At 59.5% G+C, this 18,295-nt stretch carries 18 protein-coding genes; 4 read left to right on the forward strand and 14 right to left on the reverse strand.

All coding sequences use genetic code 11. From position 1 onward, the window contains the following. The first annotated feature begins 39 nt into the window (after nucleotides 1-39). The 3 genes from NUW46_RS01440 to NUW46_RS01450 are packed head-to-tail and all read left to right on the forward strand — an operon-like array spanning nucleotide 40 to nucleotide 4,080. Nucleotides 40-723 (forward strand): ABC transporter ATP-binding protein, encoded by a 684-nt coding sequence (locus NUW46_RS01440; protein ID WP_418141204.1) that lies wholly within the window; start codon nucleotides 40-42, stop codon nucleotides 721-723. Between the two features lie 7 nt (nucleotides 724-730). Beyond that, nucleotides 731-3,001: an FtsX-like permease family protein gene (locus NUW46_RS01445; RefSeq protein ID WP_418141205.1), complete on the forward strand. Its 2,271-nt coding sequence runs from the start codon at nucleotides 731-733 to the stop codon at nucleotides 2,999-3,001. Next, nucleotides 2,998-4,080: a lipocalin-like domain-containing protein gene (locus tag NUW46_RS01450; RefSeq protein ID WP_418141206.1), complete on the forward strand. Its 1,083-nt coding sequence runs from the start codon at nucleotides 2,998-3,000 to the stop codon at nucleotides 4,078-4,080. The genes NUW46_RS01445 and NUW46_RS01450 overlap by 4 nt, the downstream gene beginning before the upstream one ends. An 11-nt stretch (nucleotides 4,081-4,091) precedes the next feature. Here the strand turns inward: NUW46_RS01450 and NUW46_RS01455 are convergent, their stop codons facing one another. The 12 genes from NUW46_RS01455 to NUW46_RS01510 form a co-directional block, all read right to left on the reverse strand. After that, nucleotides 4,092-5,300, reverse strand: coding sequence for an ammonium transporter (locus tag NUW46_RS01455; RefSeq protein ID WP_418141207.1), 1,209 nt, complete (start codon nucleotides 5,298-5,300; stop codon nucleotides 4,092-4,094). A 223-nt stretch (nucleotides 5,301-5,523) separates the two neighbouring features. Continuing rightward, nucleotides 5,524-6,441: a flagellar motor protein MotB gene (locus tag NUW46_RS01460; protein ID WP_069182648.1), complete on the reverse strand. Its 918-nt coding sequence runs from the start codon at nucleotides 6,439-6,441 to the stop codon at nucleotides 5,524-5,526. A gap of 2 nt (nucleotides 6,442-6,443) precedes the next feature. Beyond that, a complete protein-coding gene (gene pomA, locus NUW46_RS01465; protein ID WP_418141208.1) occupies nucleotides 6,444-7,214 on the reverse strand; it encodes a flagellar motor protein PomA in 771 nt (256 codons plus the stop codon). A gap of 69 nt (nucleotides 7,215-7,283) precedes the next feature. After that, nucleotides 7,284-7,703 (reverse strand): YkvA family protein, encoded by a 420-nt coding sequence (locus NUW46_RS01470; protein WP_069182650.1) that lies wholly within the window; start codon nucleotides 7,701-7,703, stop codon nucleotides 7,284-7,286. 74 nt (nucleotides 7,704-7,777) lie between these two features. Then, nucleotides 7,778-8,035, reverse strand: coding sequence for a TIGR03643 family protein (locus NUW46_RS01475; RefSeq protein ID WP_418141209.1), 258 nt, complete (start codon nucleotides 8,033-8,035; stop codon nucleotides 7,778-7,780). A gap of 72 nt (nucleotides 8,036-8,107) precedes the next feature. After that, nucleotides 8,108-8,701, reverse strand: coding sequence for a tRNA-uridine aminocarboxypropyltransferase (locus tag NUW46_RS01480; protein WP_418141210.1), 594 nt, complete (start codon nucleotides 8,699-8,701; stop codon nucleotides 8,108-8,110). Nucleotides 8,702-8,707: 6 nt separating this feature from the next. After that, on the reverse strand, nucleotides 8,708-10,384 hold the full coding sequence (locus tag NUW46_RS01485; protein ID WP_418141211.1) for a phytoene desaturase family protein: 1,677 nt from the start codon (nucleotides 10,382-10,384) through the stop codon (nucleotides 8,708-8,710). Next, a complete protein-coding gene (locus NUW46_RS01490; RefSeq protein WP_222465925.1) occupies nucleotides 10,375-10,875 on the reverse strand; it encodes a DUF6231 family protein in 501 nt (166 codons plus the stop codon). Before NUW46_RS01490 ends, NUW46_RS01485 begins: the two co-directional genes overlap by 10 nt. A gap of 17 nt (nucleotides 10,876-10,892) precedes the next feature. Beyond that, a complete protein-coding gene (locus NUW46_RS01495; RefSeq protein WP_418141212.1) occupies nucleotides 10,893-12,215 on the reverse strand; it encodes a DASH family cryptochrome in 1,323 nt (440 codons plus the stop codon). Between the two features lie 215 nt (nucleotides 12,216-12,430). Further along, nucleotides 12,431-13,180, reverse strand: a complete 750-nt coding sequence (locus tag NUW46_RS01500; protein ID WP_069182655.1) for an SDR family oxidoreductase — start codon at nucleotides 13,178-13,180, stop codon at nucleotides 12,431-12,433. A gap of 31 nt (nucleotides 13,181-13,211) precedes the next feature. Next, a complete protein-coding gene (locus NUW46_RS01505; protein WP_305965552.1) occupies nucleotides 13,212-14,333 on the reverse strand; it encodes an alkene reductase in 1,122 nt (373 codons plus the stop codon). Between the two features lie 69 nt (nucleotides 14,334-14,402). Further along, complete coding sequence (locus NUW46_RS01510) at nucleotides 14,403-14,990, reverse strand: TetR/AcrR family transcriptional regulator (RefSeq protein WP_349343994.1); 588 nt, start codon at nucleotides 14,988-14,990, stop codon at nucleotides 14,403-14,405. A 115-nt stretch (nucleotides 14,991-15,105) separates the two neighbouring features. On the opposite strand from NUW46_RS01510, the gene NUW46_RS01515 reads away from it, so the two are divergent. Next, nucleotides 15,106-16,218 (forward strand): S-(hydroxymethyl)glutathione dehydrogenase/class III alcohol dehydrogenase, encoded by a 1,113-nt coding sequence (locus NUW46_RS01515; RefSeq protein WP_069182658.1) that lies wholly within the window; start codon nucleotides 15,106-15,108, stop codon nucleotides 16,216-16,218. 76 nt (nucleotides 16,219-16,294) lie between these two features. Here NUW46_RS01515 and NUW46_RS01520 read toward each other — a convergent pair whose 3' ends face one another. Both NUW46_RS01520 and NUW46_RS01525 read right to left on the reverse strand, forming a co-directional pair. Continuing rightward, nucleotides 16,295-16,891: an antibiotic biosynthesis monooxygenase gene (locus NUW46_RS01520; protein WP_418141213.1), complete on the reverse strand. Its 597-nt coding sequence runs from the start codon at nucleotides 16,889-16,891 to the stop codon at nucleotides 16,295-16,297. A gap of 74 nt (nucleotides 16,892-16,965) precedes the next feature. After that, complete coding sequence (locus tag NUW46_RS01525) at nucleotides 16,966-18,294, reverse strand: DUF1329 domain-containing protein (RefSeq protein WP_418141214.1); 1,329 nt, start codon at nucleotides 18,292-18,294, stop codon at nucleotides 16,966-16,968. Nucleotide 18,295: the final 1 nt, after the last annotated feature.

Consider the following 18,295-nt stretch of genomic DNA (forward strand, 5'->3'; position numbering starts at 1 on the left):
GGGCAAAGCCGTCGCCTCAACTCGTCAGACAAGGAAACTATGGTGGACTCTCTGCTTTCGGCCCGTGGCCTGAACAAGCAATTCCGCAGCGGTAATGAACCGGTGCCCGTGCTCAGGGGCCTCTCTCTGGATCTGGAACGGGGTCAGTCACTGGCGCTGACCGGTCGATCCGGATCCGGCAAGAGTACCTTGCTGAACATACTCTGTGGTCTGGAGAAACCGGATTCAGGGGTGGTTCAGGTGTTTGGCGAGACGTTTGATGCCCGGTCAACGGAGGCCGAGAGCAAGTCTGAACGTCGCTGGGGGACGCTTCGCCGACAGCAGATCGGGGTAGTCTTTCAGGAAGCCAACCTGATGCCGGCCCTGTCTTTGCTGGACAACGTCCGTTTTCGCGCCCGGCTTGCCGGCCAATCCGAGGATGGATGTCAGGACTGGCTCGAGCGCCTGGGGATCGGCGAGCTTGCCGACCGATACCCGGATCAGGTGTCCGGGGGACAACGCCAGCGCGCGGCACTGGCCATGGTGTTTGCCATGAAGCCGGCCCTGATTCTTGCTGACGAACCCACGGGCAGCCTGGACCGGCACACGGCAGAGGCCGTGATCGGGCAGCTTTTCGAATTGCAGGCCCGCCATGGCTGCGGACTGATCCTCGCCACCCACGATCCGGAACTGGCTGCCCGCTGCAGCCAGCATCTGGATCTTGGCCACGTGCCGCAAACCTGAGCCCGCCATGACCCTGTTGGCCGCCCTGTTCAGTCATTACCGCCGCCATCCGCTTCAGCTGCTGGCCCTGGCAGCCATGATTGTGCTCGCCACCATGCTGTGGACGGGCGTGCACCATCTCACCAGCCAGGCCCGGGCCAGTCTTGATCAGAGCGAATCGGCGGTGGCCGAACGCCAACAGATTGCCCGCCAGGACGGTAAACCCCTGACTGTGGAAGATTTTGTCGAGCTGCGCCGAGCAGGGCTCTGCGTGATGCCCTGGTGGGAAGTGCCTTCGCCGCAGGGCGGTCGGGTGGTGGGTATCGACCCGTTGGCGGCCGGATGTTTTGAGAGTCCCGACAGCGAAGAGGCGCCCTGGCAGGGTGAACTGGATGGTCGTCCCTTTGTTGATATCAGTGAAGCGGCTGAACTCGCCGGGAAGAACGAAGGTGGATTGACGTTGCTAATCTCCGATCCCCACATTGACGGGGCACTTCCTGAAGGGTATCGATTGGCGCCGTTTCGGGTTGGCCCGGATACCGGAGAGCTGGGCGACAGTTTTCTGCTGAATCTTGACGCGCTGGGCGTGCTGGTTCTGCTGATTACCGCCTTGCTGGTTCGCAGCGTGTATCTGCTGGGGATGGCGCAACGTAGAGACAGCTTCGCTTTGCTGCACCGGTTTGGCGTCCCTCAAGCCCGAATCAACCGGCTGCTGGTCGTGGAGATTCTGTTGTTGGCCCTGCTGTGTATTGTGCCTGGTATCTGGCTGGGTCGCTGGCTGGCGACCGGGCTGGGTAGCGGATTCGGGCGGGCCCTTGAGGGGCTGTTCGATCAGCCGTTGTACGCGGGCCAGGGTGGCAACTGGCTGGTTCCGCTTGCAACCATGCTGACGGTGGTTCTGGTGGCTTGCCTGGCCGATTTTCTCCGTCCATGGGCCCGAGCGTTTGCGGGAAGTAGCCGCCGGTCCGGCGGTTTGGTGGTGTTGGTGCTTATCGCTGGCCTGGCCTTGTCAGCCTGGGTTACGGATCTACTCTGGCTTTTTATCGCCGTGGCCCTCGTGTTTGTGGCTGCCGGGATCCTTGCACCGAGACTGATTGCCTGGCTTGCGGATTGGCGGTCCGGGCACGACCGGAATCTGCAGGCCCGCTGGCGCCATCGGGAGGTATCAGTGCTGGCGCGGCGTCTGGCACTGCCATTGGTCGCTCTGCAGTTCGCCATGGCCATGGTTCTGGCGGTTCAGGCTCTGGTGACGACCTTTGAAAGTACATTTGATCGATGGCTCGCGCAGAGACTGGAGGCGGATTATTACATCGAAGTTCCTGAATCAGCGGATGCGACCCTCGCGGTGGACTGGCTCGCTGAGCAACCTGAACTCGCAGCGTCTGGCCTGTGGCACCGGGTGATTCGCGGCCGTGCAACTTTGCCGGGCAACGGGGATGAGGCAGGCACAGAGGTGGACGTCTTTGCCATCGGCCCTGTAGGCCCACTGGTGACCGATTGGCAGTTGCTTGAGTCAGCGTCACGGCCCTGGCAGCGACTGCAGCAGGGCCAGGGCGTGATGGTGAATGAACAGCTGGCGCGCAGGCAGAATGTACAGGTCGGCCAGTCCCTGGAGGTAACCCTCGGAAGCGGTTCGTTCGAGTTTCCCGTGCTGGCCACCTACCCGGACTACGGTCGCCCCGCTGGCGAAATCCTGATTCATCCTTCGGTGCTTCCTGAAGACTTCGCAACCGGTTTCCAGAGCCTGTCGGTATCGCCCGGAAATCTCGACGTCGAGGAAGTGACCGGTGGATTAAAGCGGGTATGGCAGGTGGATGAGCTGACGGTCCGGGACAACCGGGCTATTGAAGAACTCGCCACGGCCATCTTTGACCAGACCTTCCTGCTGACCCGGGCCATGACTACCCTGACCCTGATACTGGCGGCCATTGCCCTGTTGATGATGGGCTGGGTCTTCTTCTCCACCCGGGCCTGGTATTTCCGGCTTTTGGTCGTCTGGGGACTATCCGTGCGACAAGCATCGGCCCAACTGATCCGGCTGTCAGTGTCGTTGACCGCTGCAATTACCCTGCTGGCCCTGCCGCTTGGCATCTGGCTGACCTGGGTTCTGGTGCATCGCATCAACCCCATCGCGTTCGGCTGGTCCCTGCCCATGGCGGTCTATCCCCGGTTCTGGCTGGAGCTTGGGGTGCTGAGTCTGCTGATTGGCCTCAGCATCGGCCTGCTGATGATGCGCCAGTTGAAATCACCAACGGTTGCCCCTGTGAACGCCAACGCGCTGGCGGGAGGTGAGCGATGAGACGCTGGATACTGATGTTGTCCATCGTGGTTCTGGCCGGTTGTTCGGAGTCACAACAAGAAGCAGGGTTCGCCGGACTGGCAGGTGTCGCAGAAAACGACGCCGAAGTGCCCTTCCTTCAGCCCGGGCCGGGCGACCGCCTGATATTTCCCGATGATTTCGGCCCGCACCCGCAACACCGGATCGAATGGTGGTATCTGACCGCCAATTTGAGGACTGAAGAAGGTGAGCCGTTGGGCCTGCAATGGACCCAGTTCCGCCAGGCCATTACGCCCAGGCCGGCAGATGCTGAACCTCCTGAGGCAGCCGAGTGGCCCCTGGAAGCGGCCTGGATGGCCCATGCCGCGGTGAGCTTTGATGCCCGGCACTACTTTGCAGAGAAACTGGCCCGGGGCGATGTCGGCCATGCCGGCGCACAGGCGCAGCCACTGGCCGTCTGGCTGGACGACTGGCAGCTTGAGGCAACATCCGAAAGCGAGTCATGGCGGTTGCAGGTGGCGGCGGATGGCTGGTCCTACGACTTGTCCCTCTCGATCAATGGCAAGCCTGTTGCGCACGGTGATAACGGCTTCAGTGCCAAATCCGCCGATGGTGAGGGTTCGATGTATTTCAGTCTGGTGGACCTGCACATCGAGGGTACTGTCACGCTGGGTAATGAGACACTTGAGGTTGCGGGCAAGGGCTGGTTCGACCGGGAGTGGAGTAGTCAGTTTCTCAAATCGGGCCAGCAGGGCTGGGACTGGTTTGCGCTGCACCTGGAGTCGGGTGACAAATTGATGGCTTTCCAGCTCCGCGAGGAGGACGGCGGTTTTCGTTCCGGAACCTGGATTCCGGCTGATGGCGAGCCGGTAGCGCTTCAGCCCAGTCAGCTTCGCATTCGCCCGGAGGAACCAGACGCCCGGGGCTTTCCCCGCCTTTGGCGTCTGGAGGTTCCGGATTACGGAGTGAGCCTTGAAATTTCGGCGCCCCCTGGAAACTACCTGAATGACGGGCTTTACCCTTATTGGGAAAGCCCGGTCACCGTCGCCGGCAGCCACTCTGGCGAGGGCTACATGGAATTGACCGGCTACGGCGACTGAACACCCAGTGCTTATTCGACCGCGTTTGCGCCAATCCGGTGGATGCTCAGGTCCGCCCCGTTGAACTCTTCTTCTTCGGTCAGACGCAGTCCGGAAATGGCGTTGATAACCCCATAGACAATCAGACCGCCCACAAAGGCCACCACCACGCCGGCCACCGAGCCGATGATCTGGGACATCAGGCTGACGCCGCCGAGACCACCGAGTGCCTCCTGGCCAAAGATGCCGCAGGCAATCGCGCCCCAGACACCACAGACACCGTGCAGGGGCCAGACACCCAGGACATCGTCCAGGCGCTCGATCTTGGCCTGGGCCCACTCGAACAAATACACGAAGATGGCGCCGGCGACGCCGCCCGTTACCAGGGCACCCACCGGGTGCATCAGATCAGAGCCGGCACATACCGCCACCAGCCCTGCTAGCGGACCGTTGTGGATAAAGCCCGGGTCCTTGCGGCCCAGCAGCATGGACACCAGGATGCCGCCGACCATGGCCATCAGGCTGTTCACGGCCACCAGGCCGCTGATGCCGTCCAGGGTCTGGGCGGACATGACGTTGAAGCCGAACCAGCCGACGGTCAGGATCCAGGCGCCCAGGGCCAGGAAGGGAATGTTGGAGGGGGCAAAAGCCACCACCTTGCCGTTACGGTAGCGCCCATTTCGTGCACCGAGGACCAGAACGGCCGCCAGGGCGATCCAGCCGCCCACTGCATGCACTACAACGGAGCCGGCGAAGTCGTGAAAGGACGCACCAAACTGGTTCTCCAGCCAGCCCTGGAAGCCATAGTTGCCGTTCCAGATCAGCCCCTCAAAGAAGGGATAGATAAAGGCAACAATCAGGCCAGAGGCAATCAGCATCGGATAGAACTTTGCCCGTTCAGCGATACCACCGGAGACAATCGCGGGAATGGCTGCGGCGAAGGTCATCAGGAAGAAAAACTTCACCAGATCATAGCCGTTGGCGGCGGTGAGCTCGGCGGCACCGCTCATGAAATGGCTGCCGTAGGCAATGTAGTAGCCGATGAAGAAATAGGCCACGGCAGAGATGCCAAAGTCGGTCATGATCTTCACCAGGGCGTTGACCTGGTTCTTGTGGCGAACGGTGCCTACTTCCAGAAAAGCAAAGCCGGCATGCATGGCCAGCACCATAATGGCGCCGATGAGGATGAACAGCGTGTTGGCGCTTTCAGTCAGGGTGTGTACTGCACTCGTGATGTCCACGGGTTTTCGCTCCTGATGTTGTGTGTCCGGCCTCTAGCGGGCCGCTTTACGTTGAAATGTGCATTGATGAGGTGCAGCTAAAGCAAGAGCTGTTCCAAAATAATGCATTTCAAGCGCGGAAGGGCAGTTGGGTGGTTCTGGACAGATGTGGGAGACGTGTTTTAGAGCCAAAGTGCACTAGCATTGTGCGTTTTGGTGTCGGGCGCACCAAAATAGAGTGCGCTTACCAGCTGATTTCGTTTGATGTCGAGCTGTCGGATTCGATCCCGAGTGCCGACTGGTCATCGTCCGATTCGGACTGGATCAGTTCCCGGAGGCGAACCTCCTGTTCCTGCATCGGGCCGGAGAGATCAATGATGATTTCCACGCGCCGGTTCTTGGCCCGGTTTTCTGCTGAGCTATTCGGAACTCTGGGTTCGGTATCCGCCAGTCCGGTGACGGAAAGTCGCGTGGGTTCAACCTGGTCCCGGGCGACCAGCACGTTGGCCACCGCGGCGGCCCGGGCAGCCGACAGATCCCAGTTGCTGTAGAAGCGATCGGTACGGATAGGCACGTTGTCGGTGTGGCCCTCAATGGTCAGGTCGCCGGGGATGCCCTCAATAACCTCGGCCATGTCCAGCAACAGGCCCTCAAATTCCCAGGTCAGCTGAGCCGAACCTGAGGGAAACGAACCTTTTTCTTCCACCCGGATCACGATCCGCCGCTGATCCTCGCTTACATTGATGCGCCCATCGGCGATCGCCGGCTCCAGCACCTTGAGGATTTCGTCCATGGTTTCCTGCAGCTGCTCTTCCATGGCAGCCTCCACGGCCATGTCGGTCGGGCTTTTCAGGGTCTGCAGCTCGGGGGCTTCCTCTGTGGTGGTCTGTTTGACCTCGTTGACCACGGTGGGCTCGGGCGGTGCGGGAGAAAACTTGTCGAAAATGGGGCTGGTACCCTTGGGTATTTCCAGGGCCGGCACGTCCCGCTGAACGCCGAAGGCTTTGGAGAGTTCACCGGCGATCTGCTTGAACTTCTGGGCATCAATCTCCGAGAAGGACAGCAGCAACACGAAGAAGCACATCAGCAGGGACATGAGATCGGCGAAGGTAACTACCCACGCCGGAATCCCCGGTTTTTCCTCTTCAGGCAATTCATCCATGGTCAGGCGCCTTCAACTGCAGCCGCTTTCTCGCGTTCCTTGGGGGGCAGGTAGCTCGACAGCATCTGCTCGATGATCCGGGGATTGGTGCCTTCCTGAATGGCCACCAGGGCATCAATGTACAGCGACTGCATGCGCGCTTCCTCGGTCATCCGCAGGGAGAGCTTGTCGGCAATCGGAGTCGCGATCATGGTGGCAATCATGGCGCCATACAGTGTGGTCAACAGTGCGACCGCCATGGCAGGGCCGATGGACTTCGGGTCTTCCATGTTCGACAGCATCTGAACCAGACCAATCAGCGTGCCGATCATGCCCATGGCCGGCGCCACATCGGCCATGGCCGTGAATACCTTGGCGCCAGAACGGTTGTGGTCGAGGGTCATCAGGCGTTCCTTGTTCAGGAGCTCCTTGATAGTCTTGCCGTCCTGACCGTCCACCAGCATCTGTATACCCTGGGCCAGGAACGGGCTGCTGATCTCTCTATCCTCCAGCCCCAGGACGCCTTCTTTGCGGGCCACGTTGGCGATATCCACCAACTCTTCAATGCTGGCCTGGGTTTCGGGCAGCTTGAACTTGAAGGCCCGAGCGGCCGCTTTGAAGGCGCCAAGAAACTGGGCGACGCTGAACTTGGCCAACACCACGAACATGGTGCCACCCACGACAATCAGCAATGAGGCAGGGTTGATAAATACGGAAGGTGAAACACCAAGAATAACGGCGGATGCAATCAGCAGAATAGCGCCGGCAAGACCGATGAGAGTGGCTAAATCCACGACAACTCCAGATTTGATTCAGGTGTTCCTACAGCAGGGGCGGGAGAATACCGTCAGTTCAGAAATTAATCAATTCGCACTGACCCGGTTTTCAGATTCTTCCTGATGTTCCTTCCACGCAGCGTAGCGGAGCAGATCGGATTCTACCAGTTTCAGACACAGGGCCACGACGCCGGCATCGTCGATAAATCCGAAGCCGAACAGAAGGTCGGGAATGACATCCAGCGGATTCAGCACGTACAGGAGTGCCCCTGCCACTGCCGCGATTGTCTTCCAGGGTACGCTCCGGTAATTGCCGTACCAGTAGTCGCGGATCATGGAAAACATCAGCTTGATGTCGCCGCTGAAGCGTGCCAGCTTGCCGCTACCCTTCACCTTTTCTTCAATCGCGCGTTGCCGTTCAAGCAGAGTCTCAAGGTCGGACCGGTGTACCTTGCTGGCCTCGGCATCGAGTTGCTCCCGGGCATCTTTCTGGTTGAACACTGCCATTGCATTGGTTCCTTGCTTGTTACCTGAGTGTTCATGATCGCGCAGCCATGCCGGCAATGCCAATGGTGCGACGCTTACCGATGCTTGTACTGGGTCGGGCAATAGCCCCGACTCACCCCTTCGGGCCGCAACTGGCGGTGCTTGGTGCTGCGTCCGGTTACCCGCTTGCGCCAGAGCCGGAAGCTTGAAGGCTTCAGCTCACGTCGCATCAGGTGGATGACGTCTTTCTCCTGAAGGCCATAGAGGGCTTCGATGGCCTCGAAGGGGGTGCGATCTTCCCAGGCCATCTCGATAATGCGGGAGAGGTCTGCAGAGTCGAATTGCGCGGACATGGGCTGCTCTCGGTTTTGATCGGGTTTCCGGAGATTACGTCCGCATCGGCCGCTCGTCTCACCCGCATCGGTTTATTGATAATGCTTGTGCAGCCGGGCCGGAATCTGGGCGAGCTGTTTGTCCACCAGTGAGCGCATGGCCCGGGAAATGGGCCGGGTATCCAGGCCGGGCTCGACTACCTTCAGCAGATAGGCAACCGCCTCTGCTGTGGCTAGGTGTTGCTTGCCCGGGGCCTTTCGGATGGCGTAGGCAGACGCTGGAGGTTCCGCCAAATGGAAGCGGGGCAGTGCCGCCAGGGCAGGATTCTGATGCAGGATCTTTGCGGCCTTGCGCCATGTGCCATCGAGAATGATCCAGTGATGGATGTTATGGAGGTCTGCGCATTCGAGGATGTCGCTGCCGGGACCGGGGAACAGCAGTGCGGAATGCCCGGCTTCTGTGAGTGAATTGAAGCCGGCCTGGTCAAAATCGTCTGGCGTCTCGCCCTGGAACACGTCGACTCTGGCGAGGCATTGGGCCAGTATGCGCACGGTTCCCTTGGGGTGAGCCACCTCGGTTGGGTGTTGAAGGACCGAAACCCGGGTGCGGTTCGGCACCGGGGCACAGGCTTCACAGACACAGATATTCAGGTGCATGCCGCAATCGGCACAGATCGGCCTGGGCAACGCCTGTTACCCCACAAAAATACGTTTTGCCAGCCCGGCGCCGCGCCAGCCCTGGATGGCCAGGGTGCTGACCAGCCCACCAATCATCGCGCCCACCACGCCGCAGGTCAGGATGTCCTGGCCGGTGAGATAGAGCCCGGGAATGTCGGTTTTCGGTTTCAGCCAGTCCTGTTCGAAGCGCTCAGGGTTGTGGTCCAGACCGTAGAGCTCGCCCCGACCATAGCGGCAGAACCAGGCGGTAGACAGCGGCGTGGAGGTCTCCACGTAATCCACTTTGCCCCGAAGCTGCGGGAGTTTCTCGTACATCACTTCCAGCAATTGGTCGGTAATTTTCTGCTTAAGGACCCCATAGTCTTCGCCGCGCTTGCCCCAGGTAGTGTCCTGCCAGGGCTCGAACATCTCCCAGGTGGTTGGTGCGACAATCTCTATGGTGGAGGTGCCAGGCCAGCGGTTCTGGTAGTCCGGGTCCTTGGCTGCCGGGAAGGAAATATACACCACCGGAAACTCGGTGTTTTCCGGATCATCCAGGAACTGTTGCACGTTGCTGTCGTGATCGGCGCTCGGGTAGATCCAGAAATTGGTGCGCGGCAGCCCGAGCGCTTCCGGAGTTTCTTTCAGGCCGATGTAGAGCCCGATATGAGGCATGGAGGGAATAATGTGCCGGCGTTTGCGCTTATAGCCGATTTTTTCTGCGGCCTTGGCCGGCAGCAATTTTTCAAAGGTGTTGATCACCCCGGCGTTGCTGATGACCATCGGTGCCCGGATTTCCTCGCCGTCTGCCATGCGCACGCCGGTTGCCTTGCCTTTCTCGACCAGGATGTCGGTCACGTCGGCGTAGGTGAATACCTCGCCGCCGGGCTGCTGAATGACGGGGATGATGGTTTTTGCGATCTCCGAGGCGCCGCCGACCGGATAGAAACCGCCGTAAAGGTAGTGCTTTGCAATCAGCGCGTGAACCATAAAGCTGGATTGCCTCGGTGTGACGCCGCAATCGCCCCACTGGCCGGTGATCGCACCGATCAGTTCCTGGTTGTCGGTCAGTTCGCTCAAAACGTCCCAGGTGGTTTTGTTGAAGTAATCCGGTAAGGCCATATCCAGGCCTTTATGAACGAGCGGGCTCAGAAGTCCGGGCGCGAGCTTGGAAAGCGTATACCACTGCATGCCGTCGGCTACCTTCCCCAGCAGTTTTACATACTGGTCGATGGCCTCCTGTTCATCCGGGAAGGCATCCAGCAAGGAGAGCCGAAGGCCCTCCTTGCCGGCACGCAGATTGACGACCTTGTCTCCCAGAAAGAAACGGTCGTAATTCTCGTCCATGGGTGCCCATTCCAGTTTGCCGTCGGTAATGTAATCGAACAGGCGCCGGCCCAGGGTATGGGGAGAGCCCATGTCGCCAATATAGTGAACACCCACGTCCCATTCGTAACCGTTGCGGGCGTAGCTGTGGGTGTAGCCGCCGGCGGTGTAATGCTGTTCGAGTACCAGTACCTTCTTGCCGGCCTTGGCCAGGCAAGCGGCCGTTGTCAGGCCGCCAATGCCGGAACCGATTACAATGGCGTCGTAAGGGCCTTTCAATCGATTGGCCCGGTACCGGGTGCCGATCCGGATCGTGCTGGGTTTGAGTTTTCGGGAAGACGGACTGCTCACCACTGCGCTTTTTACCCCCTCGCTTTCTACCACCATGCTTTGCCCCACATTTCCGGATTTGCCCAGTTCTCTGGATTGTTCCAGGCCCGCTTGTGGTTGTAAGTATCCAGATTGTAGGTGTACAGCGTCAGTGCACCGTTATCATTTTCCAGTTCGGCATGGCGCCGGAAGCCAAGGCCGATGAAGTCCGTAAACGCCCAGTCAGGAGCCTCTCCCACAAGAACCGCAATCTGATGGGTGCCATAGTTCCTGAGTTGTCCCAGCAGAAGGGCGCCTTCGTCGTGGGGCAGATGTTCGAGGGTTTCGGTAACCAGGGCCAGGTCTGCCACCCGGTCCAGGAACAGGTGGGCATTGGGGTCGATGGTGTCCAGTGTGTGAACGTCAACGCCCTTCTGATGTTTCTGCCAGATCCGTGAGACTTCGGTCGCGAGGTTGCCGCAACTCAGCAAGGTAGAGGGAGAGCTGGTATCGATGATGCGAGCCAGGGTCTCACGTGCCGTATTGCCGTTGTCCTTCCTATCCGTCATGGCTGTTCGCCTTATTGCTACAAGGGCCAGTCTGCCGCATCCACTGTGTGTAAACCTACGGGCTGTTCCGCGTGTCCGCCCCAGCGGTCAATGAAGGTGCCGGTGGGATCGTACTGCTGCGTCTGTTTTTCCAGATTAAATTGCCGCAGGCCTCTCGGGTCCGCCCCCACGCCAGCCAGGTACTGCCAGTTGCCGTAGTTGCTCCCTACATCATAGTCGATCAACTGCTCTTCAAACCATGCCGCTCCGTATCGCCAGTCGAGGCCCAGTTCGTTGATGAAACAGCTTGCTACCAGTTGCCGGGCCCGGTTGCTCATGTAACCGGTTTCCCGCAGCTGATTCATGGCCGCGTTTACGATTGGGTATTCGGTGTTGCCCTGGCACCAGGCCTTGAAACGGTGGCCATAGAAGGTGCCGTGTCGACGCTTGCGCTGGACGCCATCCCGGCGGAACAGGTTGGCGCCGTGTTTCAGGGCGTACCAGTAGAAGTATTCCCGCCAGAGCAGTTCGAACCAGAGCCAATAGGTGGATTCGTTTTTGGTCTCGCTGGCTTCGTACTCTGTGATGGTTTCCGCCACTTCGCGAACCGAGAGACTGCCGTTGGCCAGCCAGGGCGAGAATTTTGAGGAGGCGTCCCAGGAGTCCAGGGCGTTGCGGGTCTCCTTGTAGCGGTCAATGCTGTGGTTGCCGTACAGGAATTCCCGAAGCCGCTCCACGCCGGCTGTTTCACCCCCCATAAACTGCAATGGATGCATCGGCTCTGGTATCGGCGGGCAGTCGCCGCGATTGTCCTCCGGGAACCCTGGTGGCGGAGGCAGGGCTGTCAGAGTGCGGATACGCAAACGCTCGGTACAGCGTTCTCCGGTTTTCTCAACCTGCTTGCGGAACTGGGAAAAGGTGTCCGGCAGATCCTGCAGGGTCATGGGCAGGGAGCCCTCGGTAAACAGGCTCAGGGTTTCGAATTGCTGGAACAGGGTCTGTGGCAGTTTGTCCTTGATCGCGCGCCACTGGCCAGCTTCCCGGGTGCCCGGCAACCGCGACCGGACAACCCGGGCAATACGGTGGGCATGCACCAGCTCGGGGACCACGGCTTCCGGCTCGCCATAGGCAATATGCAGGCGCTGGCCAAGCGTCCGCAGGGTTCGCTCCAGCGCCATCAGGCTCTGCCAGAGGAAGCGCCAGCGATGATCGCCCATGGCTTTGCTTTGCAGTGGCCCCGGTGCGAACCAGCGGGGATCAACAACGTAGACACATAAAAGCACGTCGGACTTCGAGGCCGCCAGCAACGCGGCGTTGTCGTGCAGGCGAAGATCCCGGGTAAACCAGTAAAGCGTATGCAAGGTTGATGCTCCTTGGCCTTTTGATTCAACCCTTCAGATACGTACCAGATTCGGAAAAGTTTTTGGGGGCGCAACAATGATATGTGATGTGCGTGGGAACTTCGCAGGTAGGTGGTGATCTTTCGAGGATTTTGATGAGACTGGCCGTGGATCTCTTGCACCAACGCTGCCCTTGCGGGGCAGCATGGTGCAGGGTTCGAGGATCGAGAGAAGTTCTACAGCTCCTGAGCCGTCGGCCGCAGGATGATTTCATTGATATCGACATCCGCCGGCTGCTCGATGGCATAGACAACTGCCCGGGCCACGGCATCGGAATCAATGGCGACTTCGTAGAGCTCATCCGCCGCCTTTTTCGCGTCGGGATCAGTGATGGTGCTGGTGAGCTCGGTGGCGACGGCACCCGGCGAGATGTTGGTGCTGCGGATCTCGTCGCCGCCTTCCATACGAACGCCTTCGGACAGCGCCTTCACCGCATATTTGGTGGCGCAGTAGACGGCGGCACCGGGGAAGACCTTGTGCCCGGCGACCGACGACAGGTTGAGGATGTGCCCGCTGTGCTGTTCCCGCATGGTCGGCAGTACAGCGGCGATACCATACATCACGCCCTTGATGTTGACGTCTACCATCTGTTCCCACTCATCAACCTTGAGGGCGTCCAGCGGTGCCAGGGGCATCAGCCCGGCGTTGTTGACCAGCACATCGATCCTGCCAAACGCCTCTTTTGCCGCGGCGGCCAGAGACTCAACCTGATTGCGGTCGGTCACGTCGGTGACCTGCCAGATGGCTTCGGCGCCCCGGGATTTGAGATCTTCCGTCAGGTCTTTCAGGCGGTCCTCCCGGCGTGCTGCGAGTACCAGCTTGGCGCCCCGGTCTGCCAGGCGGCGGGCCGTGGCTTCACCGAGACCACTGCTGGCGCCGGTAATAATCACTACTTTGCTGTTGATCGGGTCATTGGTGTTGCTCATGGTTTGTCTCCTTTGGGAATAAAAGCGCTGTTCAGGCGCTTTTTTCGAGTTCTATCAGTGTCGGGTAGTCGGTGTAACCGTGTTCATCACCGCCATAGAAGGTGCTGTCGTCCCAGTCGTTCAGGGGCGCGTTCTGGCGGAAGCGCTCCGGCAGATCCGGGTTGGCGATAAACGGGCGGCCGAAGGTGACCAGATCGCACCGGCCTTCGTCGATACGCTTTCGGGCCTCGTCGGCGGTGTAGGCGCCATTGGCAATGTAGGTGCCCTTGAAGCCGGCGCGGATCGCGTCGATGACTTCTTCCGGGCGGCCGTTCGCGTGATTGCCCTGGAAGGAGTCTTCCACCACTTCGATGTAGGCAATGCCCAGGTCGTTCAGGTGCCGGGCGAAGGTACCGAAGGTTTCGGCCGGGTTGTCGTCGTCCATGGCATTGAAACTACCCGTGGGGCTGACGCGGACGCCGACCTTGTCCTTGCCCCAGACGTCGATAACCGCTTCGACGACCATCAATGGCAGGCGCAGACGGTTTTCCACCGAGCCACCGTATTCGTCAGTGCGATGGTTACTGCCGCTCTTGATGAACTGGTCCAGCAGATAGCCGTTGGCCGCATGGACTTCAACGCCGTCAAAGCCGGCTTCTTTTGCGTTCAGCGCACCCTGGCGGTACTGCTCGACAATGTCGGTCATTTCCGCGGTTTCCAGGGCCCGGGGCTCCGGGATATCCACCATGCCGGAGTTGGCACTGATGAAGGTCTTGGCACCTTCGGGCTTGATGGCAGAAGGCGCAACGGGCTTTTCACCGTTCGGTTGCAGGTCCGGATGGGAAATCCGGCCCACGTGCCACAGTTGCATGTGAATTCGGCCGCCGGCCATGTGCACCGCCCCGGTTACCTTCTTCCAGCCTTCAATCTGTTCCTGCGAATGAATGCCGGGGGTAAAGGCATAGCCCTTGCCTTGCGGCGAAACCTGGGTGGCTTCACTGAGAATCAGGCCAGCGCTGGCCCGCTGCTGATAGTAGCGGGCGTTCATGTCGTTGGGGATATCCCCGGGCTGGCTTGAGCGGGAACGTGTCAGTGGTGACATCAGAATCCGGTTGGGCAGGGCCAGTTCGCCCAGATGGTGCGGTTGAAAAAGTGGATCGTTCTGGTTGCTCATCGGGCATCCTCCTTCAGGATCAAATGATATTAATTAGACCAGTCTACTAGTCGGCAATCGAAAAAAATTTCAGCCGATGTTCAGGCAGTGTTTGAAAAAGACTCGCACGAACCTCTCCATGGGTTCGGTGGACTTGAGGACCTTCGAACGCAGGATGGCGCCTTCCCAGCCGGACAGAAGAAAACTGGCGGCGTCTGCCGCGTCGATGTCGGCGCTGATGTCTCCGGCCTGCTGGGCAGCACGGATGCAATGCTCAAAGCGTCTTTCCCAGCTGGCGAAGACCGAGTCCAGCCTCTGCCGGAAGGCTTCGTTCTGTCCCGCCAGTTCCTGGCCCAGGTTGCCGATCAGACAGCCCCGGGTGTACTCGCAGCTGGTCATGGTTTCAAAGCCGGTGTCGAAGTAGGCGCGCAGCCGGTCGACCCAGGAGCGGCTGGTGTCATTGAGAATCCGATCCAGTTTGGCGTCGTATTCCTCCGCGAAGGTATCAATGACCGCCAGGCCGAAATCATTCTTGCTGCTAAAGTAGTGGTAGAACGACCCCTTGGGTACGCCAGCTGCGGTCAGCACGGCGTTGATGCCTGTCGCACCAAAGCCTTTATGGCCGATCAGGTCGGCGCCGGTGTGAATAATGTGAGTGCGGGTGTCGGTTGACGTCATATCTGCTATAGTAGACCAGTCGTCTAGTAATCGTCAAACCGTCAATCTGTCAATTCATCATACAAAGGGAATCAGCAATGCCCGAGATTCCTGACAGAACCAGAGGAGCATGCCAGTGATCAAATCCCGTGCCGCGGTGGCCTTTGAAGCCAACAAGCCGCTGGAAATCGTTGAAGTGGATGTCGCCCCGCCGCAAAAAGGTGAAGTGCTGGTGCGCATCGTTGCCACCGGCGTCTGCCATACTGATGCCTACACCCTGTCGGGCGCCGACCCGGAAGGCCTGTTCCCGACCATCCTCGGCCACGAAGGCGGTGGTATTGTGGAGGCCGTGGGCCCGGGCGTGAAAAACCTGGAAGTGGGTGACCACGTGATTCCGCTTTACACCGCCGAGTGTGGCGAGTGCAAGTTCTGCACCTCCGGCAAGACCAACCTGTGCGGCGCCGTTCGGGCCACCCAGGGCAAGGGCGTGATGCCGGACGGCACCTCCCGCTTCTCCTACCAGGGCAAGCCGCTGTACCACTACATGGGTTGCTCCACCTTCTCCGAGTACACCGTGTTGCCCGAGATCTCCCTGGCCAAGATTCCCAAGGAAGCGCCCCTTGAGAAGGTGTGTCTGCTCGGTTGCGGCGTGACCACCGGCATCGGTGCGGTGATGAACACGGCCAAGGTGGAAGAAGGGGCAACGGTAGCCATCTTCGGCCTGGGTGGTATCGGCCTGGCGGCTATCATCGGTGCCACCATGGCCAAGGCCAGTCGCATCATTGCCATCGACATCAACCCTGGGAAGTTCGACATCGCCAAACAGCTGGGTGCGACCGATGTGGTCAATCCCAACGACTACGACAAGCCGATCCAGGAAGTGATCGTTGAAATGACCGACGGCGGCGTGGACTATTCCTTCGAGTGTATCGGTAACGTCAAGGTGATGCGCGCCGCCCTGGAGTGCTGCCACAAGGGGTGGGGCGAATCCGTCATCATCGGCGTCGCCGGCGCCGGCGAGGAAATCAGCACCCGTCCGTTCCAGCTGGTCACCGGCCGGGTCTGGAAAGGCTCAGCGTTTGGCGGCGTGAAAGGCCGTACCGAGTTGCCGGGCTACGTGGAAAAAGCCGAAAAGGGCGAGATTCCGCTGGATGTGTTCATTACCCACAACATGCCGCTGGAAGACATTAACAAGGCGTTTGACTTGATGCACGAGGGTAAGAGCATCCGGTCGGTTATTCATTTCTGAGTCGGTCGGGAGCGGGTCAGCGCGGCCTGGCTTGCTCCCTGACTTTGCTCTTGTCAGGCATCCATGAATCGTTCGCTCAACGGGAGGGTCCCTTCTGTCGGGGAAACAACCAGAAGGCGAACCATTTCGTCATTCTGGGCATCAACACATAACTCATTAACCCCATCACCACGATTGTGACGATCATCGTCCGCAGCAAGAGTGGCACCTGGGCCAGCAGGTCTCCGAAAATGACGAACACCAGGGTCACAGCGGGGTAAAGTGCCAGCCAACTGACAATAGTCATCTTCCATTTGGGTGGTGGTTGCACCGGGTTCTGGCCGGGCAGGGTGAACCAGGTCACGATGCCGGAGGTGACTTCCCGTTCGCTGGGCTGTACCAGCAGGCTTTCAATCTGTTCCAGCAGCTCGGCGCGTTCTTCCGATTCCTCCCAGGCGGTCAGGGTTTCCCGGTCCCGGAACTTGAAGACAATCCGGTACTCGGGATCGTCGGGCGAAGCGGGCCGGAACATGGCCGTGCCCAGGTAACCGAGAAAACGGGACGCCCGCTCGGTCATCTGGCTGCTCAACGCTTCAAACGCCTCTTGTTGGCCCTTCCTGACTCGCCGCGAAACAACGACTGTGAGGGGCGCGGTTGAATCCTGCTTACCAACGGCAGACTGGTTATCTGTCATGTCCGATATCCTCCATAGTCCAAAAAAGGGGCCCGCCGAAGCGGGCCCAAAAGAGGAGCAACAATGATGCCCGGTTAACTGCCCGTGGCGCGCAGGTACTGAACGTTGAACATATTGGGCGGCGACATTTCAGGATCCACCTGGCCCTTGAACTGGCCAGTGGTGCAGTGGCTGGCCTGCACGTCGATCATGCTGAAGCTGTCGTCGATGGAAACACCCGTGCCCTTGTTCTTGGCCAGGTGATGGTCCGGATGGGCCTGACCAATGGTGAAGGTCTTCCAGAGGCTGCCTTTACGGTCATAGGAGACGGTGCGGGGAATGGTGAAGGTCTGGGCGTCCATGAAGTGCACACGCTTTGACAGCGGATGGCTCTCATCGACCGGCACAGACTCGACCTCATAGACTTTGCGAAGCTGCCAGGTGATATCCGGGAAGCATCCGCCCTGGCCACTGAAGGCAACCACCTGGTAACCGTCGCTGTCACTGTGGGTTTCAGAGTCCAGCTTGAGCTCATTGTGGTTGTAGAACGGCATCAGCATGTAACGGGTACCCTTGTAGGTCCAGTTCATGTCGGAAATCCGGCCGTTGTAGCCTTCGAAGTCCTCGATCATCAGGTCGGAGCCCAGGAAGGCGTCGGTGACCTGACCGGTGGCCAAACGACGGACGCGACGTTGAAAACCGAGGTACAGCCAGGAGTTGTCGCGCTTGAGGTCATCCGCAGCCCGGTGAATGAGCAACTGGGTGTCGCGTACGTCAGCCGGATCCAGTACCTGCACGTAAATTGCACGGAAAAGATCAGATGGGTTCGGTGTAATTTCCGGAGTGGGTTCCTGGTTTACACGGCCTTTATAGTTGAGGAAGTGGAAGTTGAATTTGATCGTCCGTTCCACATCGCCCGAGTTCATGTCACGGTATTTCCAGTAGAACGGAGAGATAGCGGCGCTATCGCCCCAGTTGTAGCCGTATTTGTAGTTCCAGGCCAGCTTTTCACCGGCACGGGGGTCCTCTGAACTGGGTTCTTCCGGAAATGGCCGCCCTGCCTGCCAGCCATTAATTTCGCCGACCTTCTCGCCCAAGGTGACCTGGTCCATGGCCAGCCTTGTAGCTTCCACGTAGCTTGGATGAAGGTCGAACGAGGTGGTCTCGCCCACAACAATGGTGGTCCAGCCCTGCTCAATGAAGCCGTAGAAGGCCGGATCAATGATTTCTTTGAACTGGGCTACGTTGCTCTGGTCGATCACCATGCCTGGTTCGAGCCCCTCAAAGCCTGGTGTCTCGGTCTTGTAGGGGTAAAAAGACTCGGTAATTGTCGCCTCGTCCGCGAACGCGGCGGTGGCCATCAGGCTGGCAGTGCAGCCCGCAACTAGTGTGCGTTTGAAGGTATTCATTGTTTTGTGTCTCATG

The organism is Marinobacter sp. MA (genome assembly GCF_048298425.1).
Taxonomy (GTDB): Bacteria; Pseudomonadota; Gammaproteobacteria; order Pseudomonadales; family Oleiphilaceae; genus Marinobacter; species Marinobacter salsuginis.